The 21,703-nt window shown below is 70.9% G+C and carries 20 protein-coding genes; 8 read left to right on the plus strand and 12 right to left on the minus strand.

The window, feature by feature from the left end; all coding sequences use genetic code 11:
- Positions 1 to 50 precede the first annotated feature (50 nt).
- Positions 51 to 1,067 (minus strand): zinc-dependent alcohol dehydrogenase family protein, encoded by a 1,017-nt coding sequence (locus FB382_RS08360; RefSeq protein ID WP_182538335.1) that lies wholly within the window; start codon positions 1,065 to 1,067, stop codon positions 51 to 53.
- Between the two features lie 93 nt (positions 1,068 to 1,160).
- On the opposite strand from FB382_RS08360, the gene FB382_RS08365 reads away from it, so the two are divergent.
- Both FB382_RS08365 and FB382_RS08370 read left to right on the plus strand, forming a co-directional pair.
- A complete protein-coding gene (locus FB382_RS08365; protein WP_182538337.1) occupies positions 1,161 to 2,687 on the plus strand; it encodes a helix-turn-helix domain-containing protein in 1,527 nt (508 codons plus the stop codon).
- Positions 2,688 to 2,779: 92 nt separating this feature from the next.
- A complete protein-coding gene (locus FB382_RS08370; protein ID WP_182538339.1) occupies positions 2,780 to 3,076 on the plus strand; it encodes a GIY-YIG nuclease family protein in 297 nt (98 codons plus the stop codon).
- Between the two features lie 129 nt (positions 3,077 to 3,205).
- On the opposite strand, the gene FB382_RS08375 is transcribed toward FB382_RS08370, so the two are convergent.
- Positions 3,206 to 3,469, minus strand: coding sequence for a zf-TFIIB domain-containing protein (locus FB382_RS08375; protein WP_182538340.1), 264 nt, complete (start codon positions 3,467 to 3,469; stop codon positions 3,206 to 3,208).
- 69 nt (positions 3,470 to 3,538) lie between these two features.
- Here FB382_RS08375 and FB382_RS08380 point away from each other — a divergent pair, with 69 nt between their 5' ends.
- The 3 genes from FB382_RS08380 to FB382_RS08390 all read left to right on the plus strand — a co-directional run bounded on the left by FB382_RS08380 (position 3,539) and on the right by FB382_RS08390 (position 6,278).
- A complete protein-coding gene (locus FB382_RS08380) occupies positions 3,539 to 4,351 on the plus strand; it encodes a glycerophosphodiester phosphodiesterase family protein (RefSeq protein ID WP_182538342.1) in 813 nt (270 codons plus the stop codon).
- Positions 4,348 to 5,736 (plus strand): MFS transporter, encoded by a 1,389-nt coding sequence (locus FB382_RS08385; RefSeq protein WP_182538343.1) that lies wholly within the window; start codon positions 4,348 to 4,350, stop codon positions 5,734 to 5,736. The genes FB382_RS08380 and FB382_RS08385 overlap by 4 nt, the downstream gene beginning before the upstream one ends.
- A gap of 155 nt (positions 5,737 to 5,891) precedes the next feature.
- On the plus strand, positions 5,892 to 6,278 hold the full coding sequence (locus FB382_RS08390) for an RNA polymerase-binding protein RbpA (RefSeq protein WP_125036051.1): 387 nt from the start codon (positions 5,892 to 5,894) through the stop codon (positions 6,276 to 6,278).
- A 25-nt stretch (positions 6,279 to 6,303) separates the two neighbouring features.
- Here the strand turns inward: FB382_RS08390 and FB382_RS08395 are convergent, their stop codons facing one another.
- The 7 genes from FB382_RS08395 to kdd form a co-directional block, all read right to left on the minus strand.
- On the minus strand, positions 6,304 to 6,783 hold the full coding sequence (locus tag FB382_RS08395; RefSeq protein WP_182538345.1) for an FxsA family protein: 480 nt from the start codon (positions 6,781 to 6,783) through the stop codon (positions 6,304 to 6,306).
- Between the two features lie 18 nt (positions 6,784 to 6,801).
- Entirely contained in the window at positions 6,802 to 7,554 is a 753-nt protein-coding gene (locus tag FB382_RS08400) for a polyprenol monophosphomannose synthase (RefSeq protein WP_343055528.1), read from the minus strand.
- A 10-nt stretch (positions 7,555 to 7,564) separates the two neighbouring features.
- Entirely contained in the window at positions 7,565 to 9,073 is a 1,509-nt protein-coding gene (lnt, locus tag FB382_RS08405) for an apolipoprotein N-acyltransferase (protein ID WP_182538347.1), read from the minus strand.
- 451 nt (positions 9,074 to 9,524) lie between these two features.
- On the minus strand, positions 9,525 to 9,923 hold the full coding sequence (kal, locus tag FB382_RS08410) for a 3-aminobutyryl-CoA ammonia lyase (protein ID WP_182538348.1): 399 nt from the start codon (positions 9,921 to 9,923) through the stop codon (positions 9,525 to 9,527).
- Positions 9,923 to 10,675: a lysine 5,6-aminomutase subunit beta gene (gene kamE, locus FB382_RS08415; RefSeq protein ID WP_125036055.1), complete on the minus strand. Its 753-nt coding sequence runs from the start codon at positions 10,673 to 10,675 to the stop codon at positions 9,923 to 9,925. The genes kal and kamE overlap by 1 nt, the downstream gene beginning before the upstream one ends.
- Positions 10,672 to 12,246, minus strand: a complete 1,575-nt coding sequence (kamD, locus tag FB382_RS08420; protein ID WP_182538351.1) for a lysine 5,6-aminomutase subunit alpha — start codon at positions 12,244 to 12,246, stop codon at positions 10,672 to 10,674. The genes kamE and kamD overlap by 4 nt, the downstream gene beginning before the upstream one ends.
- Positions 12,243 to 13,286 (minus strand): L-erythro-3,5-diaminohexanoate dehydrogenase, encoded by a 1,044-nt coding sequence (gene kdd / locus FB382_RS08425; protein WP_182538352.1) that lies wholly within the window; start codon positions 13,284 to 13,286, stop codon positions 12,243 to 12,245. Before kdd ends, kamD begins: the two co-directional genes overlap by 4 nt.
- A 135-nt stretch (positions 13,287 to 13,421) precedes the next feature.
- Here kdd and FB382_RS08430 point away from each other — a divergent pair, with 135 nt between their 5' ends.
- Complete coding sequence (locus FB382_RS08430) at positions 13,422 to 14,876, plus strand: KamA family radical SAM protein (protein ID WP_182538354.1); 1,455 nt, start codon at positions 13,422 to 13,424, stop codon at positions 14,874 to 14,876.
- 259 nt (positions 14,877 to 15,135) lie between these two features.
- On the opposite strand, the gene FB382_RS08435 is transcribed toward FB382_RS08430, so the two are convergent.
- Positions 15,136 to 15,585 (minus strand): Lrp/AsnC family transcriptional regulator, encoded by a 450-nt coding sequence (locus tag FB382_RS08435; protein ID WP_182538356.1) that lies wholly within the window; start codon positions 15,583 to 15,585, stop codon positions 15,136 to 15,138.
- A 67-nt stretch (positions 15,586 to 15,652) separates the two neighbouring features.
- On the opposite strand from FB382_RS08435, the gene FB382_RS08440 reads away from it, so the two are divergent.
- A complete protein-coding gene (locus tag FB382_RS08440; protein ID WP_182541418.1) occupies positions 15,653 to 16,561 on the plus strand; it encodes a 5'-3' exonuclease in 909 nt (302 codons plus the stop codon).
- Here FB382_RS08440 and FB382_RS08445 read toward each other — a convergent pair.
- Entirely contained in the window at positions 16,548 to 17,693 is a 1,146-nt protein-coding gene (locus FB382_RS08445) for an FAD-dependent oxidoreductase (protein WP_182538358.1), read from the minus strand. The two genes, FB382_RS08440 and FB382_RS08445, sit on opposite strands and share 14 nt — an antisense overlap.
- 137 nt (positions 17,694 to 17,830) lie before the next feature.
- On the opposite strand from FB382_RS08445, the gene FB382_RS08450 reads away from it, so the two are divergent.
- Positions 17,831 to 18,496, plus strand: coding sequence for an SDR family oxidoreductase (locus tag FB382_RS08450; protein ID WP_182538360.1), 666 nt, complete (start codon positions 17,831 to 17,833; stop codon positions 18,494 to 18,496).
- 377 nt (positions 18,497 to 18,873) lie between these two features.
- Here the strand turns inward: FB382_RS08450 and FB382_RS08455 are convergent, their stop codons facing one another.
- Positions 18,874 to 21,690, minus strand: a complete 2,817-nt coding sequence (locus tag FB382_RS08455; RefSeq protein WP_182538362.1) for a DEAD/DEAH box helicase — start codon at positions 21,688 to 21,690, stop codon at positions 18,874 to 18,876.
- Positions 21,691 to 21,703: the final 13 nt, after the last annotated feature.

Genomic DNA, 21,703 nt, shown 5'->3' on the forward strand with positions numbered 1-21,703 from the left:
ACTGTAGTGGTCCGGCACACGACCTCGTCAGGGGTGGTTCGGGAGCAGGCTCAGGGCTGGAGCAGCACCTTGATGGCCCGGCGCTCGTCCATCGCCTTGTAGCCCTCGGCCACGTCGTCCAGCGACATGGTGGCGTCGAAGACGAGGCCGGGGTTGATCGCCCCGCTGGTGACCAGGTCGAGCAGCTCGGGGAGGTACTGGCGGACCGGGGCCATGCCGCCCGCGAGGCCGACGTTCTTCTGGAACATCCGGCGCACCGGCAGCTCGACGCCGTGCGGGACGCCGACGAAGCCGACGGTCGAGCCGGGGCGGGCCACGGCGAAGGCGGTCTTGATCGCCTGGTCGGTGCCGACGCACTCGAGCACCGCGTCGGCGCCGACGCCGCCCGTGATCTCCATGACGGCCTCGGTGCCCGCCTCGTCGCGCTCGGCGATGACGTGGGTGGCGCCGAACTGGCGGGCGATCGCCTGGCGGGGCTCGTGGCGGGACATCGCGATGACCTTCTCGGCGCCCATCTGCGAGGCCGCGAGCACGCCGCAGAGGCCGACCGCGCCGTCACCGACGACGACGGCCGTGCCGCCCTTGCGCACGCCGGCCGCGACGGCCGCGTGCCAGCCGGTGGCCATCACGTCGGAGAGGGTGAGCAGCGAGGGGATCAGCGAGGCGTCGGGCATCCCGTCGGTCTTGACGAGGCTGCCCTCGGCCTGGGTCACCAGGGAGTACTCCGCCTGGCCGCTCGCGGTGAAGCCCAGGTTGTCGCAGGCCGCCTGCATGCCGACGCGGCAGTGCGGGCAGGTGTTGTCGCAGTGGTCGAACGGGACGATGACGAAGTCGCCGGGCTTGAAGGAGGTGACGGCCGAGCCGACCTCCTCGATCACGCCGACGCACTCGTGGCCGATGGTCGACCCGGCGTCGATGTCGTTCTCGCCGCGGTAGGGCCACAGGTCCGAGCCGCAGATGCAGCCGGCCGTCACCTTGACGATCGCGTCGGTGGGCGCGGTGATGGTGGGGTCGTCGACCTCCGAGAGCCGGATGTCGCGGGGGGCATGGATGGTGGTGGCACGCATGGGGCCAATCCTTGCATCCGGGCCCAACGCGAACAGATGTGAGCCTCGGCGCGCTTTCTTGTCTTATCTCATATATGAGTTACCTTGGCTGACATGACTGAGGGATACAAGGGACGCATCGGCAACCTGATCCGGGACGCCCGCAAGCACCGGGGCCTCACCCAGCACCAGTTGGCCGAGCTCCTCGCCACCAGCCAGAGCGCGATCAACCGGATCGAGAAGGGCCACCAGAACCTCTCCCTCGAGATGCTGGCCCGGATCGGTGCCGCGCTCGACTCCGAGATCGTCGCGCTGGGCGCCGGCCCCACGCACCTGCGCGTCACCGGCCCCACGACCCTGTCGGGCAGTATCGACGTCAAGACCTCCAAGAACGCCGGTGTCGCGCTCCTCTGCGCCTCGCTGCTCAACCGGGGTCGCACCACGCTGCGCAAGGTCGCCCGCATCGAGGAGGTCAACCGCCTCCTCGAGGTGCTCAACTCCATGGGCGTCCAGACCCGCTGGCTCAATGCCGACAACGACCTCGAGATCATCCCGCCCAAGGACCTCGACCTCGCCCGGATCGACGAGGCCGCGGCGCGCCGTACCCGCTCGGTGCTCATGTTCCTTGGCCCGCTGCTGCACCGCTCCGACGAGTTCGAGCTGCCCTACGCCGGCGGCTGCAACCTCGGCACCCGCACGATCGAGCCGCACATGGCCGCGCTGCGTCCCTTCGGCCTCGAGGTCAAGGCGACCGACGGCTTCTACCACGCGATGGTCAACCGCGCGATCGAGCCGACCCGCCCGATCGTGCTCACCGAGCGCGGCGACACCGTCACCGAGAACGCCCTGATGGCGGCCGCGCTGCACCCCGGCACGACCGTCATCCGCAACGCGTCGTCCAACTACATGGTCCAGGACCTGTGCTTCTTCCTCCAGAAGCTCGGCGTCGCGGTCGACGGCATCGGCAGCACCACGCTGACCGTGACCGGTGTGAAGGTGATCGACGTCGACGTCGACTACGCCCCCAGCGAGGACCCGATCGAGGCGATGTCGCTGCTCGCCGCCGCGATCGTCACGAAGTCGGCCATCACGATCCGCCGCGTCCCGATCGAGTTCCTCGAGATCGAGCTCGCGCTGCTGGAGGAGATGGGCTTCGAGTACTCCCGCTCCGAGGAGTACGCCGCCCTCAACGGCAAGACCCGTCTGGTCGACGTGACCACCCAGCCGTCCGAGCTGCACGCGCCGCTCGACAAGATCCACCCGATGCCGTTCCCCGGCCTCAACATCGACAACCTGCCGTTCTTCGCGGTCATCGCCGCGGTCGCCGAGGGCCAGACCCTGCTGCACGACTGGGTCTACGAGAACCGCGCGATCTACCTCACCGAGCTCAACAAGCTCGGCGGACAGGTCAAGCTCCTCGACCCGCACCGCGTGATGATCGAGGGCCCCACGCACTTCACCGGCACCGAGATCGTCTGCCCGCCGGCGCTGCGCCCGGCCGTGGTCATCCTGCTCGCCATGCTGGCCTCCAAGGGCACGTCGGTGCTGCGGTCGACGTACGTCATCCACCGCGGCTACGAGGACCTCGCCGAGCGGCTCAACCTCCTCGGCGCCAACATCGAGCCCTTCCGCGACATCTGACGTCCTTCGTTGGTCGAGCTTGCCGAGACCCACATCCACAGGGCCCCACAGCATGGCTTGAGCGATCCCTCGGTGCGTCGCACGATCAGGGGATGGGAGTCACCTACATCCTCGAGTGCGCGGACGGGTCCTTTTACGTCGGCAGCACCACCAACTTGACGCTTCGTCTTGAGCAACATGCACGGGGGCACGGCGCTGCGTACACCCGCAGCCGCCTCCCCGTACGACTGGTCTGGTCTGAGGAGTTCAGCAACATCGGACTGGCCTTCGCCCGCGAGAAGCAGATCCAGAACTGGGGACGCGCGAAGCGGATCGCCTTGATCGAGGGCCGACTGGACGACCTGAGCGCCCTGGCTCGCGGGCGCTCGGGGCGGCCGGCCGACGAGTGAGGTCTCGGCAAGCTCGACCACCGAAGATCGCGCCGGCCGACGAGTGAGGTCTCGGCAAGCTCGACCACCGAAGATCGCGCCGGCCGACGAGTGAGGTCTCGGCAAGCTCGACCACCGATCCGACCGGGGTCAGCGGAAGAGGGTCTCCACCCAGGCGCGGGCGTGTGCCTTCGCCGCCGGCGGGGCGACCATGTCGGCGCTGATCCGCGGGATGGGCGTGGTCTGCTGGCTGGCGTTGCGGTGCCAGTCGGTCTCGGCCTCGATGAGCGAGCCGAGGTCGGCGCGGGAGAGGAAGACGCCGTGCCCCTCGGGGCACTGCATGACCTCCCCGTCAGAGCCGAGGGGGCGAGCGACCATCTCGGTGTCGCAGCGAGGACAGGTGAAGGAGTCCATTCCCCGACCGTACCGCTCCCCCGACGTGTTGGCGGCCCGTGCACGCCGATCGGTGGGGATACTTCAGGCGTGACCTCGCCGCGCACCGGATACGCCTACCTCGACGAGGTGCTCCGCCAGCCCGGGGCCGTCCTCGCCTTCGCCCACCGGGGCGGCGCCTACCACCCGGAGATCGAGGGCCTCGAGAACACCATGGCGGCGTTCCGGCACGCGGTCGAGCTCGGCTACGACTACCTCGAGACCGACGTCCACGTCACCCGCGACGACGTGCTGCTGGCCTTCCACGACCGGGTGCTCGACCGCGTCACCGACAGCCGTGGCGCGGTGGCGGAGATGACGTACGCCGAGGTCAGCGAGGCGCTCGTCAGCGGCACCGAGCGGGTGCCGCGGCTGGCCGAGCTGTTCGACGCGTTCCCGGAGGCGCGCTTCAACATCGACCTCAAGTCCGAGGGCTCCGTCACGGCGCTGGCGCGGTTCGTCGAGGAGCGGCAGGCGTGGGACCGGCTGCTGGTCGGGAGCTTCTCGCGACGGCGGCTCAACACCTTCCGGCGACTCACGGCCGGTCGGGTGCCCACCTCGGGCCACCCCGCCGAGATCGTCGCCTTCCGCTTCCTGCCGACCGGCCGGCTCGCCGACCGGCTCACGCGCGGTCGGGTCATGGCCCTGCAGATCCCGCACCGGCGCGGCCGGTGGGTCGTCGCCACGCCGGGGCTCGTACGCCGGGCGCACGCGGCGGGCAAGCACGTGCACGTGTGGACCATCGACGAGCCCGCCGAGATGCACGAGCTGCTCGACCGTGGTGTCGACGGCCTGATGACCGACCGCACCGACATACTCAGGGCGGTCCTCGTCGAACGCGGTCAATGGAGGGACGTCCCATGACGGCAACACCCGGCTTCGCCGACCTGACTCCCCTGGCGAGGGCTCGGGAGCAGAAGGCCTGGTACTGGTACGACTGGGCCAACAGCGCCTACGTCACCACCATCGGCACGGTCCTCTTCGCGCCGTACCTGATCTCGGTCGCCGAGCGGGCCGCCTGCGGCTTCGTCACCGACGAGGACAAGGGCCTCATGTGCACCGACAACCTGCACGTCCTCGGCCTCGGGATCTCCCCCGGCTCCCTGGTCTTCTACGTCGTCACCATCGCCACGATCGTCTCGGCACTGATCCTGCCGGTGGTCGGCGCGGCGGCCGACCGGTCCGCCAAGAAGAAGTCGATCATGGCCGGCTTCGCCTGGGCCGGCAGCCTCGCGGCGGCCCTGATGTTCTTCGTGACCGGGACGGACTGGCAGCTCGGCGTCCTGTTGCTGTTCGTCGCCAACATCTGTCTCGGGTCGTCGCTCGTCGTCTACGACGCGATCCTCTGCGAGATCGCCCTGCCCGACGAGCGTGACCGAGTCTCGTCCCGGGGCTGGGCGCTGGGATACCTCGGCGGCGGCCTGCTGCTCGCCGTGAACCTCGCGGTGGTCACCCTGCACGACTCGCTCGGACTCGGGACCGGGATGGCCGTCCGGCTCAGCATGCTCTCGGCGGCGGCGTGGTGGGCGATCTTCACGATCATCCCCTACCGCGGCATCCACAACCGCGAGCCGCTGGCCGTCGAGCGCGAGCCCGGCGGCCTGGTCCGGCAGAGCTTCGGCCAGCTCTGGGCGACGTTGAAGGACATGCGGAACTACCCCATGACGCTGACCTTCCTGCTGGCCTACCTCTTCTACAACGACGGCATCCAGACCGTGATCGTCTCCGCGTCGACGTACGGCGACAAGCAGCTCGGCTTCGACACCTCGGTGCTGATTGCCACGATCCTGCTCGTGCAGTTCGTGGCGTTCTTCGGCGCGCTGCTGTTCGGCCGGCTGGCCGCGACCCGGGGCAGCCGCCAGGTCATCCTGGGCGGCCTGGCCATGTGGATGGTCGTCGTCGTGGTCGCCTACTTCATGCCCGAGAAGAACGTCGTGCTGTTCCTGGCCCTCGCGGTCGGGATCGGCCTGGTCCTCGGCGGCACGCAGGCGCTCTCACGGTCGTTCTTCAGCCAGCTGATCCCCCGCGGCCGGGAGGCGGAGTACTTCTCGCTCTACCAGGCCTGTGAGCGGGGCACGAGCTGGCTGGGCACCCTCGTCTTCGGCGTCGTGCACCAGCTGACCCACTCCTACCGGCCGGCCATCGTCGCCCTCGTCGTCTTCTTCGCCGTGGGGATGGCGCTGCTCGCCCGCGTCGACCCCCGCCGGGGCATCGAGGAGGCCGGCAACACGGCTCCCCAGGTGGTCTGAGCCACAGCCGGCGATTGTCGGAATCTTGGGCGCCCCACTACCGTTGAGAAGATTGAGGCTTGACTGGACTGGGTAGACGTCTTATTGGCGTCACGACTCGGGTCCTGATCCGTCTCGGTCATGTCAACGGGGGAAACAAGATTGGGAGGTGGCTCATGGCAGAGCGCACACTGCGTGGAGCGCGACTCGGGGGCCAGAGTTTCGAGGACGAGCGCGGCATCGAGTTCGCAGCCCGTCAGCAGGTTGGCTACCGCTGTCCGCAGAACCACGAGTTCGAGATCACGATGTCGGTCGAGGCCGACATCCCCGCGGTCTGGGAGTGCCCGCGCTGTGGAGCCGAGGCGCTGAGCGTCGCCGGCATCCAGCCCGAGGCCAAGAACGAGAAGCCGGCCCGCACGCACTGGGACATGCTCCTGGAGCGTCGCTCGGAGAAGGAGCTCGAGGACATCCTCAAGGAGCGCCTCGAGCTGCTGCGCGGCGGCGAGATCGGCCCGGCGCACCTGCACCGTGCCAACGCCAAGAAGCGCAAGGCCTCGGCCTGACGCACGGCGCCTGACCCCGCTGGGGTCACTCGTCCACGACCTCGCCCCGGACCACGGATCCCCCGGATCCCGGTCCGGGGCGACGTGCATTTCCGGGCCCCGCGAGCGGCCCGGCCGCGAGCAGGCGCCGGGTCACCACGGTGGTGAGCAACCGACGGGCGACGGGCCGCGTGAAGGGCAGGATCAGCACGATGCCCAGCGCGTCCGTCACGAAGCCGGGGCTCAGCATCAGGGTGCCGCCGATGAGGATCAGCGCCCCGTCGGCGAGCTCCGCGGCCGGCATCCGGCCGGTCTGCAACGCGGACCGCAGCGCCTGCCAGGCCCGCCCGCCCTCCCGCTTGATCAGCCAGCTGCCGAGCAGGCTGTCCAGGACCAGGAGGACGACGGTCCACCACGCGCCGATGACCTGGCCGACCTGGATGAGGACGTAGATCTCGACCAGCGGCACGACGACGAAGACGATGAACAGCACCCACAGGGTGATCCGGCGTCGGCGGGGACTCATGCCCCCATCATGCCCGGATCATCCACGCCGGACGGCGCGGCGGAGCCGCTCGGTGCGCTCGCGCACACCCCAGGCGGTGATCCGCTTGAGCGACTCCGTGGCGACGGCGCCGCTCATCTTGGAGTCGCCGCGGACCCGCTCCACGAACTCGATCGGCACCTCGCGGACGGTGAGCCCGGCCCGGAGCGTGCGGACGGCCATGTCGGTCTGGAAGACGTAGCCGGTGGACTGCACCGTGGCCAGGTCGATCTTCTCCAGCGTCGTACGACGGAACAGGCGGTAGCCGGCGGTGGCGTCCTTCACCTGGATCCCGAGGAGCATCCGGACATAGAGGTTGCCGCCGCGCGAGAGCGCCTCGCGACGCCGTGGCCAGTTCACCACCGAGCCACCCGGCACCCAGCGCGAGCCGATCACCAGGTCGGCGGTGTGCAGCGCGTCCAGGAGCAGGCCGAGCTGCTCGGGCTGGTGGGAGCCGTCGGCGTCCATCTCCCCGATCACGTCGTAGCCCTCGGCGAGCGCGACGGCGAAGCCGTGGAGGTAGGCCGCACCGAGCCCGCCCTTGGCCGTGCGGTGCAGCACCCGGACCTGCGGGTCGGACGCGGCGAGCTCGTCGGCGATCTGGCCGGTCCCGTCGGGGGAACCGTCGTCGACGACGAGGACGTCGACGGTCGGCTGGGCGCGGCGCACACGCTCCACGATCCAGGCCAGGTTGGCCGCCTCGTTGTAGGTGGGGATCACCACCACGACGCGACCGAGGTCGTCGGTGTTCACGGGCAACTTCTCATTCGTCGGGTTCGTCGACACGCGGAGAGTGTCGACGTCGACGATACGGGAGGAGACCTGCCAAGAGGCTGATCAACGACACACCGGTGAACACTCGTGCGGGCCACGCGCCGAGCCGCACGGCCGGCGTGACGGCGGTGTCGAGGCCGATCCGCTCCTCCAGCACGTCGCGGGTGCGGGTCCCGGCCCGGTCCAGGACCCGGCCGTCGGGGGCGATCACGCCGGACACGCCGTTGGTGGCCGCGACCACGACGTAGCGGCCGGTCTCGATCGCGCGCAGCCGGCTGATCGCGAACTGCTGGTCGATCTGGTCGGTGTGGATGAAGGTCGCGTTGGAGGTCTGCACCGTCAGCATCTCGGCGCCGCGGGAGACCTGGGCGTAGAGGCCGTCGTCGTAGGCGACGTCGAAGCAGATGGCGTCGGCGACCTCGACCCCGGCGATGGTCAGCGGCTCGGTGCGGGTGCCGGCCAGCATGTCGCGGGAGATGAGCGCGAGCCGCCCGAAGTTGCCGCTGAAGAACGACCGGAAGGGGATGTACTCGCCGTAGGGCACCGGGTGCCACTTGGTGTAGCGGTCCCCCGCGCCCACGCCTGGCTCCCAGACGATGCCCTGGTTGAGGACGTGCTCGGGGCCGGCCTCGACGATCGCCCCCACGAGGAGAGGTACGTCGATCGCCTGGGAGGCGGCCCGGATCCCCGCGTTGGTCTCCGCGTCGAGGAACGGGTCGACGGCCGTGGAGTTCTCGGGCCAGATCACGAAGTCCGGGCGCGGCCGCTCCCCCGCGTCGACCTCGCTCCCCAGCTGGATGGTCGCCTCGACGTGGTTGCGCGTGACCTGGCGGTAGTCGAGCAGGATGTCGTCGCCGTTGCCCGGCACGTCGCCCTGCACCGCCGCGACCGTGATCTCGCGGTCGGCGTGGAAGCCCCACGGCACCAGGGCCGGCAGCACCGTGAGGCCGAGGACCGCGGCGAGTGCGCCCGCGGCGACCAGCCTCGTCCGCCCGGTCACGACGACGACCCCCGCGAGCAGGCACCCGATCAGGGCGAGCAGGAAGCCCAGCCCGGTGCTGCCGACGTACGCCAGGGCGTCCTGGACGGGGGTGTCGACGGTCGCGAACGCGAGCCGGCCCCACGGCATGCCGCTGAAGGGCCAGGTGCTGCGCACCGACTCCATCGTCACCCAGGCCGCGGCGACGGTCAGCGGCCACAGGCGCTGTCGGGCCAGCACGGCGGTCGCGCTGCCCAGCACGCCGTAGAAGAGCGCCTCGATGCCGGCCAGGGCGGCCCAGGCGTCGGACCCGACGGCCCGCATCCACCAGATCAGCGGGAAGTAGAACGCGATCCCGAAGACCAGGCCGGGGACCCAGGCCCGCGTCGCACGGAGGCCGCGGGTGGAGAGGACGAACCCGGCCACGCCGATCGGGACCAGCCACGCGGCGGCGACGGGCTCGAACGCCAGGGAGGTGAGCCCGCCTGCGATCAGCGCGAGGAGGGACCGTCGGAGCACGTGCGCAAAGGTAGCCGAGGTTCCGACGCTGGTTCATGCAGGTCGCGGAAGGCCCCCGGACCCTTCGGACCACCCAGGGAACGACCGGCTGCCGAGGCCGAGGTGTTGTCTAGGGGACACGGGGTCCTTCCGCATCCGCCCTCATGGGGCGAGCCGGCCTCCGCGAACCAGGACTGGACGAGTGGTTGGCACCCCACCCTCTGACCCGGCCACTCGGACGGCGGCTCGCCGACCACGATCTGCATGGACGGACCGGCATACCCTGCGGCGGCACCGGCCCGCCTGTCAACACCCTGCTGACCTGCGGCTTCGGCCGAAGTCGCAGGTCAGGAGCGTGACCTGGGTCACGAATCCGGGACGCAAAAGTTCTCGCGGCCCCGGCGTGTCCCGCGTGAAACGCGGGAGCGGTCCAGATGTCCGGACCGCTTCGTCCCGCATGGCGGACCTCGGGTCAACCGGGGACGACGACGGTGCCGGTCGCGCTGGTGGCGAGCAACGGCTCGGCCAGGACCTCGGCCGCGCCGGGTGCGGCCTCGGTCGCGGCACCGCGCGCCACGACGTACACGGCGAAGTCCATGACCCGCGACCGGGTGCCGACACGGGTGAGCTCGCAGGTGATCTCCAGGACGTCGCCCGCGCGGACGGGCGCCCGGAACTGCACGTCGGAGTAGGAGGCGAACAGTCCCTCGTCACCGTCGGTGCGGATGCACATCTCGGTGGCGACGTCGCCGAAGAGGCCCAGGCTGTAGGCCCCGTCGACCAGGCTGCCGGCGTAGTGGGCGTGGGAGTAGGGCACGTAGCGGCGGTGCACGACGCGGGTGCCGACCACGGCGCCTTCGTGGGGGGCCATCAGGATGCCTTCCTCGTGGACGGGGTGGGAGCGAGCTGGGCGACGAGGTACGACGCGACCTCGCCCGGGGTGGTGCCGCGGCCGAAGACCCGGTCGACGCCGAGCTCGGCGGCCGCGGACTCGTCGAAGCGGGGGCCGCCCACGATGAGCAGCGGACGCCGGTCGGAGGGGTAGGACTCACGGAACGCCGCGGACATCTCGCGGGTGTTGAGCAGGTGGGCGTCGCGCTGGGTGACCACCTGGGAGACGAGCACGGCGTCGGCCTTCTCGGCGCGAGCCCGCTCGACGAGCTGCGGGACGGAGACCTGGGCGCCGAGGTTCACGACCTTGACCTCCCGGTAGTACTCCAGCCCCTTCTCCCCCGCGAACCCCTTGATGTTGAGGATGGCGTCGATCCCGACGGTGTGGGCGTCGGTGCCGATGCACGCACCCACGACGACGAGGCGCCGGCGCAGGCTGCGCTTGACCGCGGCGTTGACCTCCTTCGGCGTCAGCAGCGGGTAGTCGCGCTCGACGACCTCGACCTTGCTGACGTCGACGAGGTGGTGCACCCGGCCGTAGACGACGAAGAACGTGAAGTCCGGGCCCATCGGCTTGGCGTGCACGACCAGCGCCGGGTCCATGCCCATCTTGTTGGCCAGCTGGGCCGCGGCCCCTTCGGCCACCTTCGAGTGCGGGATCGGCAGGGTGAAGCTGAGCTGCACCATCCCGTCGCCGGTGGTGTCGCCGTACGGGCGGACGATCGTGCTCACTTCTCCTCCAGGAGCTCGGACGCCGGGTTGTAGTAGGCGCTGGACTTCTTCGCCACGCCGTCCAGGCCGCGGCCGGCGTCCTGCGGGCGCTTCATCAGGCCGAAGGTGCCGTCGGCGATCGCGTCGAGCAGGCCGTGCTCGTGGTCGAGGATCTGGCCCATCAGGTCGATCGACTCCCCCAGCACCTGGCGGGCCCGGTTGGCGATGAAGCCGTCGGGCTCGGGGCGGAAGTCCTGGTGGAGGTTGCCGGCGGCGTTCATGACGTAGCGGACGTTCTGCAGGGCCAGGTCGCGGTCGGAGAGCCACGGCGTCACGACGGCCTCGGTCATCATCCCGACGAGCAGGATGCCCTGGCCGGTCAGCGCACCGACGAGGTTGAAGAACCCGTCGAGGAGGTAGCCGCGGAACACGTCGCCGGTCATGTGCCGCGTGGGCGGCATCCACTTGAGCGGGGCGTTCGGGAACAGGTCCCGGGCGAGCATCGCGTGCGCCAGCTCGAGACGGAACGAGTCGGGCACCTCGGGGTCGATCTCGAAGGCGTGACCCAGGCCGAGCTGCCAGTCCTCGAGGCCGGCCTCCTTGGCGAAGTACTCGTTGAGGAGCTGGCTGGTCGTGACGGTGTGGGCGGCGTCGACCGCGTCGGCGGTGGTGAGGTAGTTGTCCTCGCCGGTGTTGATGATGATGCCGGCGCGGGCGTGGACCTGGCGGCTGAAGCGCTGGTCGACGAAGGTCCGGATCGGGTTGATGTCGCGGAAGAGGATGCCGTACATCGAGTCGTTGAGCATCATGTCGAGCCGCTCGAGACCGGCCAGCGCCGCGATCTCCGGCATGCACAGGCCCGAGGCGTAGTTGGTGAGCCGGACGTAGCGGCCGAGCTCCTTGCTGGACTCGTCGAGGGCGGCGCGCATCAGACGGAAGTTCTCCTGCGTCGCGTAGGTGCCGGCGAAGCCCTCGCGGGTCGCCCCCTCGGGCACGTAGTCGAGCAGGCTCTGCCCGGTCGACCGGATCACCGCGATGATGTCCGCGCCCTCGCGGGCCGCCTGCTGGGCCTGTGGGATGTCCTCGTGGATGTCGCCCGTGGCGACGATGAGGTAGATCCACGGCTTGCGCGGCGCGTCACCGAAGCGCTTGATCAGTCGGTCGCGCTCGACGCGGCGGGCGTCGATGCGCTTGATGCCGCGGCCGACCTGGGTGCGCGAAGCCTTGCGGGCGCGCTCGGCGTCCTTGCCCTCGGGCAGCCGGAACGTGACCGAGCCGGCCGAGGCCTTCTGGGCCAGTGTGGACAGGTCGTCGGCCTCGCCGCGGACCAGGGCGTCCCAGACCGGGAGCGCGACGCCGTGCTCGAGGCCGGTGTCGGCGCGGACGACGTCCATGAGCCGGTTGACCCAGGGCGTGCCCTCCGCGTCGGCACCCTCGAGGCCGGCCAGGCGCAGCGTGGCCCGCTCGACGGCGACGGTGGTGTGCTTCTTGGCCATCGTGACGATCGGGCGGCCGGCCTTGCGGGCCAGTGCCCGGGCCTGCTTGACGGTAGCTGGGTCGAGGTCGAGCTTGCCCCGGGTCATGCGGGTCATGCGAGGGCCTCCAGACGTCCTTCGAAGAGCCGGCGTACGCCGTCGTGGGTGCGCAGCAGCTCCATGGCGTACGCCGCGTGGCCCGGCACGTAGCCGTTGCCCACCAGCATGGTGACGTCGGCGGCGACGCCCTCGGCGCCGAGTGCGGCGGCCGAGAACGAGGTCGCCATCGAGAAGAAGATGACGGTGCCGCGGTCGGCGGTCGCGAGGATCGCGCCGCCCTCGCAGCCGGGCACGTCGACGCAGACGACCGTGATGTCGGCCGGCCCCCCCGCGGCCGTCACCGCATCGCGCAGGGCGATGGGGTCACGGGCGTCTGCGACGACGACCTCGTCGGCGAGGCCCGCCTCGCGGAGCAGTGCTGCCTCGCGCTCGTGCGGGACCACGCCGATGGTCCGGGCCGCCCCGGCCTGCCACGCCGCGGCGAGGCTGAGCGAGCCCGACTTCCCTCCGCCGCCGATGACGGCGACGATGGGGGCTTCGTAGCCCGCGACGACCCGGGCGGTCAGCGCGGGGGCGCCGCACACGTCCATCACCGACAGGCTGAGCGCCGCGGGCAGGTCGTCGGGGATGACGGCCGCGATGGAGCGGCCGAAGAGGACGGCGTAGCCGTCGCACGGCACCTGCTCGCCGCGGCCGTCCCAGCGGGCCAGTCCGTCCTCGATGACGAGCGGCGTCAGGGTCAGCGAGACCAGGGTGGCGATCCGGTCGCCGACGGCCAGGCCGAGGGGCGACTCGGGGCCGACCTCCTCGACGACCCCGACGAGCATGCCGCCGGAGCCGGTCTCGGGGTTCTGCATCTTGCCGCGGCTCGCGACGATGTCGAGGACCTCGGCCCGGATGGCCTCCCCCCCTCCCCCGTGCTTGCGCTCGAGCTGGCGGTAGGACGCGGCGTCGAGGTTGAGGGTCTCGACGCGGACCCGGACCTCGTCGGGCCACAGCGTCCGGGTGGTGTCGAGCCGCTGGGCCGCCTGGGGCAGCACGGTCGCGTCGTCGAGGACGCGGTGCAGGCCGGTCGGATCACTGGAACGGGGCGCCATGGCCGCTGGTCCTCCGTCGAAACTGGTGGCGGACAGGAAATGTTGCGGTGTGTCATTCGACAGGCCGAACAATCTCCTCGTACTCTGACAGAGGAGCCGCAGCTCTCACAACTGACGCGCCGCACAGGAGACGCCATGAGCATCGAGACCGCGATTGGTCTGGAGACCGGACAGCCCTACCCCTACCAGCGGGTGGAGCTCGTCGAGCCGGACTGGACCCGGTTCCCGGGCTGGAAGGACGTCACGGCGGCCGACTGGGCCTCGGTCCAGTGGCAGCGCGCCCACTGCATCAAGAACGTCAAGCAGCTGCGCGACCTGCTCGGTGACCTCGTCGACGAGCGGTTCTACGCCGACCTCGAGCGCGACCAGGCCGAGCGGGCGACCATGTCGATGCTGGTGCCGCCGCAGATGATGAACACGATGGTCCCCCAGTCGAGCCCCGCCGGCCCGGGCTCGCTGACCGACGCGTTCTACGCCGACCCGGTCCGCCACTACATGATCCCGGTGTTCAGCGATCGACGTACCGACTGGTCCTCGCACCCGCACGCCACCCGCGACTCCCTGCACGAGCACGACATGTGGGTGGCCGAGGGGCTCACCCACCGCTACCCCACCAAGGTGCTGGCCGAGCTGCTGCCGACCTGCCCGCAGTACTGCGGGCACTGCACGCGGATGGACCTGGTCGGCAACTCGACGCCGACCATCGACAAGCTCAAGTTCGTGGGCAAGCCCAACGACCGGCTCGAGTCGATGCTCGACTACCTGCGCCGTACGCCGCAGGTGCGCGACGTGGTGGTCTCCGGCGGCGACGTGGCCAACATGCCGTGGCCCCGCCTCGAGGCCTTCCTGATGTCGCTGCTCGAGGTCGACAACATCCGCGACATCCGGCTCGCCACCAAGGCCCTGATCGGCCTCCCCCAGCACTGGCTGCAGGACGACGTCCGCGCCGGCATGGCTCGCGTCGCCGGCCTCGCCCGATCGCGCGGGGTGTCCCTGGCGATCCACACCCACGCCAACCACGCCAACTCCATCACCCCGATCGTCGCGCAGGCGTCGGCCGCGATGCTGGAGGCGGGGGTGCGCGACGTGCGCAACCAGGGCGTGCTGCTCAACGGCGTCAACGCCGACCCGCACGCGCTGCTCGACCTGTGTTTCCGGCTGCTCGACGGCGCGCAGATCATGCCCTACTACTTCTACATGTGCGACATGATCCCGTTCTCGGAGCACTGGCGGGTCTCGGTGGCCGACGCACAGCGGCTGCAGCACCACATCATGGGCTACCTCCCCGGCTTCGCCACCCCGCGGATCGTCTGCGACGTGCCGTTCGTCGGCAAGCGCTGGGTGCACCAGGTCTCGTCGTACGACACCGAGCGGGGCATCTCGTACTGGACGAAGAACTACCGGACCTCCATCGAGGCCACCGCGTCCGACGCCCTCTCGCGCACCTACGAGTACTACGACCCGATCCACACCCTCCCCGAGGCCGGCCAGCAGTGGTGGGCCGACCACGCCGACCTCGACGCGTCCGAGCTGAAGGCTGCTGAGGTCGCCGAGGCCTCGCGGCGGATGGCGGCGCTGCAGGCGTACTGAGGGCCGTTGGGGGCCGGCCGGGCATGCCGTTTGGTCCCCAACGGCATGAAATCGGGGTCCGGACCTGCCGTTGGTGACCAAACGGTGAGCTGCCGGCGGGTCGGAGGTCCCGGGCGCGCCCCAGGCCGCTCCGCCGACCCGTCCGACACGACGAGCGATGCCGTTTGGTCACCAACGGCATGTTCGACCGCGTGAAACGTGCCGTTGGGGACCAAACGGCAACGCTCGGCACTCCCGGGCTGGGCGCTGCACGGTCGGACTAGGCGGGCCGGTTCTCGTACGGCGTCGACAGCACGATCGTGGTCCGGGTGGAGACGTTGGCGGCGGACCGGATCCGGGCGAGCAGGTCCTCGAGGGCGGCGGGGGTGGCCACGCGGACCTTCAGGATGTAGGACTCGTCGCCGGCGACCGACCAGCACGACTCGATCTCGCGGATGTCGGCGAGCCGGTCCGGGGAGTCGTCGGGCTGGGAGGGGTCGATGGGGCGGATCGAGACGAAGGCCGTGAGCGGCAGCCCGATCTGGTCGTGGTCGACGATCGCGACGTAGCCCTTGATCAACCCGCGCGACTCGAGCCGCTTGACCCGCTGGTGGACGGCGGAGGTGGACAGGCCGGTGGCCTTGCCGAGGTCGGTGAAGGACATCCGACCGTCGGTGGCCAGCAGCTCGAGGATCTTGCGGTCGGTCGCTTCGACGTCGGACGTGCTCATCCCGGAAGCGTAGCGGTCGCGACGTGGCAGGATGCCGCCCGTGACCAGCACCGACACGGGCCGATTGATGTTGCTCGACACCGCGTCCCTGTACTTCCGCGCGTTCTTCGGCGTGCCCGAGATCAGCGGCCCTGACGGCACTCCCGTCAACGCCGTGCGCGGGCTGCTCGACTTCATCTCGCGGCTCGTCGGTGACTACGGCCCGACCGACCTCGTCTGCTGCTGGGACAACGACTGGCGGCCGCAGTGGCGGGTCGACCTGATCCCGTCGTACAAGGCGCACCGCGTGGTCGAGGAGGTGCCCGGGGCGGCGCCGGACGTCGAGGAGGTCCCCGACCCGCTGCAGGTCCAGGTGCCGATCATCCTCGAGGTGCTCGACGCGCTCGGGATCACCGTCGTCGGCGCGGACGGCTACGAGGCCGATGACGTCATCGGCACCCTCGCGACCGGCGCCGGCCAGCCCGTCGACATCGTCACCGGCGACCGCGACCTGTTCCAGCTCGTCGACGACGAGGCCGACGTCCGGGTCCTCTACATCGCCCGCGGCGTGGGCAACCACGAGCGAGTCACCAACGAGTGGGTGCGGGCCAAGTACGCCATCGACGCCCACCAGTACGCCGACTTCGCCACCATGCGCGGCGACATGTCCGACGGCCTGCCGGGGGTCAAGGGCGTGGGCGAGAAGACCGCGGCGACGCTGCTCGAGCGTTTCGGCGACATCGACGGCATCGTCTCGGCGGCGCACGACCCCGACGCCGACATGGGCCCCGGCCCCCGCGGCAAGATCAAGGCCGCCCTGGACTACCTCGAGGTCGCGCCCACGGTGGTCGCCGTCGCGCGCGACATCGACCTCGGTACGCCGGCCACCGCGCTCCCCCGGACTCCCCGCGACCCCGAGCGGGTGCTGGCCCTGGCCGAGCGCTACGGGCTGGAGAGCCCGATGCAGCGGCTCGTCGAGGTCCTCACCGCACGCTGAGCATCTCCCCCACCGCGATCCGGGCCGCCGACGGGCAGCCCTTGGTGAAGCCGTAGAACGGGCCGAAGTCCCGGGTCGCGGTGAAGCCGGTCACGAACAGCCCCGGCAGCGTCGTCTCCATGCCCTCGTTGAGGTCCGGGAAGCCGTCGGTCACCGACACCTGGTCGAGCACGCCGGCGAGGTAGGGCACGGCCGCGAGGTCGGCGCGGTAGCCGCTGGCGAACACCACGTGATCGGCCTCCAGGGGGCTGCCGTTGGAGAGCTCGAGCACGAGCGTGCCGTCGGGACGGTTGCCGACGTGGGTCACGGCCGTCCCCGGGTGCCGGCGTACGACGTCGGGCAGCAGCCGCGGCACGAGCCACGGCTCGAGGGTCAGCCGGCCGACCTGCCAGAACCTCGTCGCGATGGCGGCCCGCTCCGCGTCGGACAGACCGCGCCACCAGCCGCGGGTGCGCAGCGTCTCCTCGACGTAGTCGTCCACGAAGCCCCAGCTGACTCGTTCGAAGGCCGGGACCTCGTGCCGGTGCACCAGGTCGACCCGGGCCACCCCGTGGTCGCACAGCAGCGCCGCCCACTCGTAGGCGCTCTGTCGCCCGCCCACCACCACGACCCGGGCGCCGGCCAGGTCGCCGAAGGTCACCAGGTCGCTGGTGTGGGAGAAGCGGTCGGACGGCACCTCGGTGACCCACTCGGGGAGATCCGCGAAGAACCCCACCCCCGGCGCGGCCAGCACCTTCTCGGCGCCGAGCCGCGAGCCGTCGGAGAGGGTCGCGACGAAACCGCCGTGGTCGAGGGGCTCCAGCGCGGTCACCAGACGCCAGTCCACGTCGAGCTTCTTCTGCTCCGCGAACCAGTCGGTGTGGTCCAGGAACACGCCGATCGGGATCGGGTCGTGCTCGGCAGAGCTGAGGCCACGGTCCTCGAAGTAGGCCGCGAATGTGTGCTCCCCGGCCGCGTCGAGGTGCCAGTCCGGGCCGGAGCGCAGGAACATCTCGGCGGGCATCCGTCGGCGCCAGAACGACATCGGCTCGCCCTGGATGCGTGTCGGGATGCCGTGCGCCCGGGCGTGCGCGGCCGCGGCGTAGGCGTAGGGACCGGCGCCGATCACGAGCAACCCGGTGTGGTCGTCCATCGGCTTCTCCCTCGTCACCCGCCACCGATGCGGGCAGCGCGGCGCCCGCACCCGAGACCGTACGCCGATCACGGGGCCCGCCGGGTCGGAAATGACCGTCCGGTCCCGGCTGGGGCCGCGCCGTACAGTCGGGGGACATGAGCCATGTCGCAGTCGTCGGGGGCCACGGACAGGTGGCCCGACTCCTCCACGAGCCCCTCGTCGCCGCCGGTCACCAGCCGGTCGCCCTGGTCCGGAACGAGGCCCATCGGGGCGAGCTCGAGGGCCTCGGGGCGGAGGTGCGGATGCTCGACGTCGAGCAGCAGGACGCCGCCGCGTTCGCCGCGGCCTTCGAGGGTTGTCAGGTCGTCGTGTTCGCCGCCGGCGGCGGCCCCGACGGCAACATCGAGCGCAAGCGGACCGTGGACCTCGAGGGCTCGCTGAAGTCCATCGAGGGGGCCCGCCTCGCCGGGATCCGTCGCTTCATCCAGATCTCCGCGATCGGCGTCGACGCGCCGCTGCCCGAGGACACCGGCGATGTCTGGCGGGCCTACGTCGAGGCCAAGCGCGACGCGGACGCGGCCCTGCGGGCCAGCGATCTTGCGTGGACGATCCTGCGACCCGGTCGCCTGACCGACGACCCGGCCACCGGGCTGGTCGAGCTCGGCGAGCACGTCGAGCGCGGCGACGTCACGCGCGCCGATGTCGCCGCGGTGGTGGCCCGCCTGGTCGACGAGGACCTCAGCGTGGGGCACCAGTGGAACCTCGTCGGCGGCGACACCGGTCTCGACGACGCTCTGGCCCGCGCGGTCCGGGGCGACTGACGGGCAGAGCGGCGACCGGTGGACGTCCGCCCGATCGGCCGTCCACCGGCCTCGCAGGTCACCGGGTCCGACAGGGGATCGGCCGGTGGCCTGGATGTTTGCGCAGACCGTGATCGGCGGTCGTGCGCCGTAGTCCCACCCGGAGCGACGAGCCACAGAAGGGAACGAACCCCTGCTGTTCCCCTCGCGACTTCCGGGACACGCACGACCCCCCGGTCCGAGGACTCATGAGTGGGCCGGCGTTGGGACCACACGATGAATCTAGGGGCGCCGCGGCCCCGCGCACCAGCACCAACCTGGGGTAAATCGCGGTTCACCCCGGACTCACGGGTTCCCGCAACAGGGACGTAACGAAGCGGACCAGACCAGCGGCTGGATCAGTCGGCCAGTCCCGAGTAGGCCACGACACCGCGCCGCAGCCGCCTCACGACCTCGCGCGCGGTCTCGCGCAGCTCGGCGTCGCCGGCCGCGTCGGCCACCTGGCCGGCCAGGTCGAGCAGCTGCTTCATCCAGCGCACGAAGTCGCCGGCCGCGAGCTCGATGGCCCCGAGGACGTCGTCGAGGTCGTCGCCCTCGGCCCAGCGGTACGCCGCCCACGCGAACCCCAGGTCCGGCGCGCGCAGGAAGTCGAGGTGGTGCTCGCGCTCCAGCGCGTCGAGCTCGCCCCACAGCTTCACCATCTCCCCCACGACCGGCTTGACCGGGCCGCCGGGGATCCGCGGCGAGCTGGCGTCGTCGGGGCGCCGGGCCTCGAAGACGAGGACCGACAACGCGGCCGCCAGCTCGGAGGGCGTGAGGCCGTCCCACAGGCCGTGGCGCAGCGACTCGGCGGCCACCAGGTCCATGTCGGAGTAGAGCCGCATCAGGTGCCGCCCGCGGGGGGTCACCTCGTCACCGTCGAGGTACTCCAGCGCCGTCAGCACCTCGCACACCCGGTCGAACTGCCGCGCCACGGTGTTGGTGCGCTGCTCGACACGGCGCTTGAGGGTCTTGGCGTCCCGGTCCAGCTTGAACCACCGCTCCGACCAGCGGGCGTGGTCCTCGCGGTCGGGGCACTGGTGACACGGGTGCGCCTTCATCTCGTTGCGCAGCCGGGTCACGTCGCGCTCGGTGCCGCTGTCGACCGGCGCCTTGCCGGGCCGGGTCGGGGGCGAGGTGAGGTTGTGCGTGCGGGACCGCAGCGCCGAGGCGAGGTCGCGGCGCATCTGCGGGTTGCGGCCGTTGAAGTTCTTCGGGATCTTCAGCCGGGTCACCGCGGCCACCGGCGTCGGGAAGTCGATCATCGCCAGCCGCCGGGCCTGCCGGTCGGCGGTCACGACGTAGGGGCGCGGGCCCTCCGCGGAGAACCCCGGGTCGATGACGACCGCGAAGCCGGCGAACTTGCCGGTCGGCACCTCGATCACGTCACCCGGCTTCAGCTGTGCCAGCGAGGCGAGCGCCTCCTCGCGCCGGTCGTTGCGGCGCGACTTCGCGGCGCCCTTCTCTGCGTCGCTGATCCGGCGGCGGAGGGCGGCGTACTCCATGAAGTCGCCGAGGTGGCAGGTGGCGGCCTCCCGGTAGCCGTCGAGCGCGTCCTCGCTCTTGCGGAGCTGCCGGGCCAGCCCGACGACCGCCTTGTCGGCCTGGAACTGGGCGAACGACTGCTCCAGCAGCTCGCGCGAGCGCTCGCGGCCGAACTGGTGCACGAGGTTGACCGCCATGTTGTACGACGGCCGGAAGGACGAACGGAGCGGGTAGGTCCGGGTCGAGGCGAGACCCGCGACCTCCCGCGGGTTGATCCCGGGTTGCCAGAGCACGACGCCGTGGCCCTCGACGTCGAGGCCCCGGCGGCCGGCCCGGCCGGTGAGCTGGGTGTACTCCCCCGGCGTGATGTCGGCGTGGGTCTCGCCGTTCCACTTCGTCAGCTTCTCGATGACGACGGTGCGGGCGGGCATGTTGATGCCGAGCGCCAGGGTCTCGGTGGCGAAGACGACCTTGCACAGGCCGCGGAGGTAGAGCTCCTCGACGCACTGCTTGAACGCCGGCAGCATGCCCGCGTGGTGCGCCGCGACGCCGCGGGTCAGGCCGTCGAGGAAGTCGTGGTAGCCGAGGACCTGGAGGTCCTCCTCCGGCAGGTGGCGGCAGCTCTCCTCGACGAACTCGTAGATCGCGTCGCGCTCCTCCGGCGACGTGAGCCGGATGCCGGCGTTGAGGCACTGGGTCACGGCCGCGTCGCAGCCGACCCGGCTGAAAATGAACACGATGGCGGGCAGGAGGCCCTCGCGGTCGAGCCGGTCGATGACGTCGTAGCGGCTGGGGATCCAGACCCGCCGGCCGTTGCCGACCTGCTTGGGCCCGCCGCCCTTGCCTGCACCGCTGCCGCCCCGTCCGCCGGCCTGGGAGCGGCCGCGCGGGGACCGGCGGTCCTTCATCCGGCTCGACGCCCAGTCGTCGCGGGCGATCCGGAGCAGCTCGTTGTTGACCGGGGCGCCCTCCTTGACGAAGCCCGCCTTGGCGTCGACGTCGGAGTCGGCGAAGAGGTCGAGGAGCCGCTTGCCGACCATGACGTGCTGGTAGAGCGGCACGGGCCGCTTCTCCTCCACGATGGTGGTCGTGTCGCCACGGACGGTCGCCAGCCACTCGCCGAACTCCTCGGCGTTGGACACGGTGGCCGAGAGCGAGACCAGCGCCACCGACTCGGGCAGGTGGATGATCACCTCCTCCCACACCGCACCCCGGGCACGGTCCGCGAGGTAGTGCACCTCGTCCATGACCACGAAGCCCAGGCCGAGCAGGGTCCGGGAGCCGGCGTACAGCATGTTGCGCAGCACCTCGGTCGTCATCACGACGATGGGCGCCTCGCCGTTGACGGAGTTGTCACCGGTGAGCAGGCCGACCTGGTCAGGCCCGTAGCGGGCCGCGAGGTCGTTGTACTTCTGGTTGGACAGCGCCTTGATCGGCGTCGTGTAGAAGCACTTGCGCCCGGTCTCGAGCGCCAGGTGGACCGCGAATTCGCCGACGATCGTCTTGCCCGAGCCGGTGGGCGCGGCGACCAGCACGCCGCGCCCGTCCTCGATCTCGTGGCAGGCGCGCGCCTGGAAGTCGTCGAGGGGGAAGGAGTAGAGGCTCTCGAAGGCCCGGAAGACCGGGTGCTTGCGGCCGTTGCGGTAGTCGGCGTACCGCTCCGCCGGCGAGAGGTCGTCGGCCGTGCTCATGGCCCCCACCCTA

The sequence above is a fragment of the Nocardioides ginsengisegetis genome (assembly GCF_014138045.1).
Lineage (GTDB): Bacteria > Actinomycetota > Actinomycetes > Propionibacteriales > Nocardioidaceae > Nocardioides > Nocardioides ginsengisegetis.

Coding starts and splice junctions, on each gene's coding strand:
- FB382_RS08360 (WP_182538335.1), bottom strand. CDS start 1,067: ATGCGTGCCACCACCATCCATGCCCCCCGCGACATCCGGCTCTCGGAG.
- FB382_RS08365 (WP_182538337.1), top strand. CDS start 1,161: ATGACTGAGGGATACAAGGGACGCATCGGCAACCTGATCCGGGACGCC.
- FB382_RS08370 (WP_182538339.1), top strand. CDS start 2,780: ATGGGAGTCACCTACATCCTCGAGTGCGCGGACGGGTCCTTTTACGTC.
- FB382_RS08375 (WP_182538340.1), bottom strand. CDS start 3,469: ATGGACTCCTTCACCTGTCCTCGCTGCGACACCGAGATGGTCGCTCGC.
- FB382_RS08385 (WP_182538343.1), top strand. CDS start 4,348: ATGACGGCAACACCCGGCTTCGCCGACCTGACTCCCCTGGCGAGGGCT.
- FB382_RS08390 (WP_125036051.1), top strand. CDS start 5,892: ATGGCAGAGCGCACACTGCGTGGAGCGCGACTCGGGGGCCAGAGTTTC.
- FB382_RS08395 (WP_182538345.1), bottom strand. CDS start 6,783: ATGAGTCCCCGCCGACGCCGGATCACCCTGTGGGTGCTGTTCATCGTC.
- kal (WP_182538348.1), bottom strand. CDS start 9,923: ATGGCCCCCCACGAAGGCGCCGTGGTCGGCACCCGCGTCGTGCACCGC.
- kamD (WP_182538351.1), bottom strand. CDS start 12,246: ATGACCCGCATGACCCGGGGCAAGCTCGACCTCGACCCAGCTACCGTC.
- kdd (WP_182538352.1), bottom strand. CDS start 13,286: ATGGCGCCCCGTTCCAGTGATCCGACCGGCCTGCACCGCGTCCTCGAC.
- FB382_RS08430 (WP_182538354.1), top strand. CDS start 13,422: ATGAGCATCGAGACCGCGATTGGTCTGGAGACCGGACAGCCCTACCCC.
- FB382_RS08435 (WP_182538356.1), bottom strand. CDS start 15,585: ATGAGCACGTCCGACGTCGAAGCGACCGACCGCAAGATCCTCGAGCTG.
- FB382_RS08440 (WP_182541418.1), top strand. CDS start 15,653: ATGTTGCTCGACACCGCGTCCCTGTACTTCCGCGCGTTCTTCGGCGTG.
- FB382_RS08445 (WP_182538358.1), bottom strand. CDS start 17,693: ATGGACGACCACACCGGGTTGCTCGTGATCGGCGCCGGTCCCTACGCC.
- FB382_RS08450 (WP_182538360.1), top strand. CDS start 17,831: ATGAGCCATGTCGCAGTCGTCGGGGGCCACGGACAGGTGGCCCGACTC.
- FB382_RS08455 (WP_182538362.1), bottom strand. CDS start 21,690: ATGAGCACGGCCGACGACCTCTCGCCGGCGGAGCGGTACGCCGACTAC.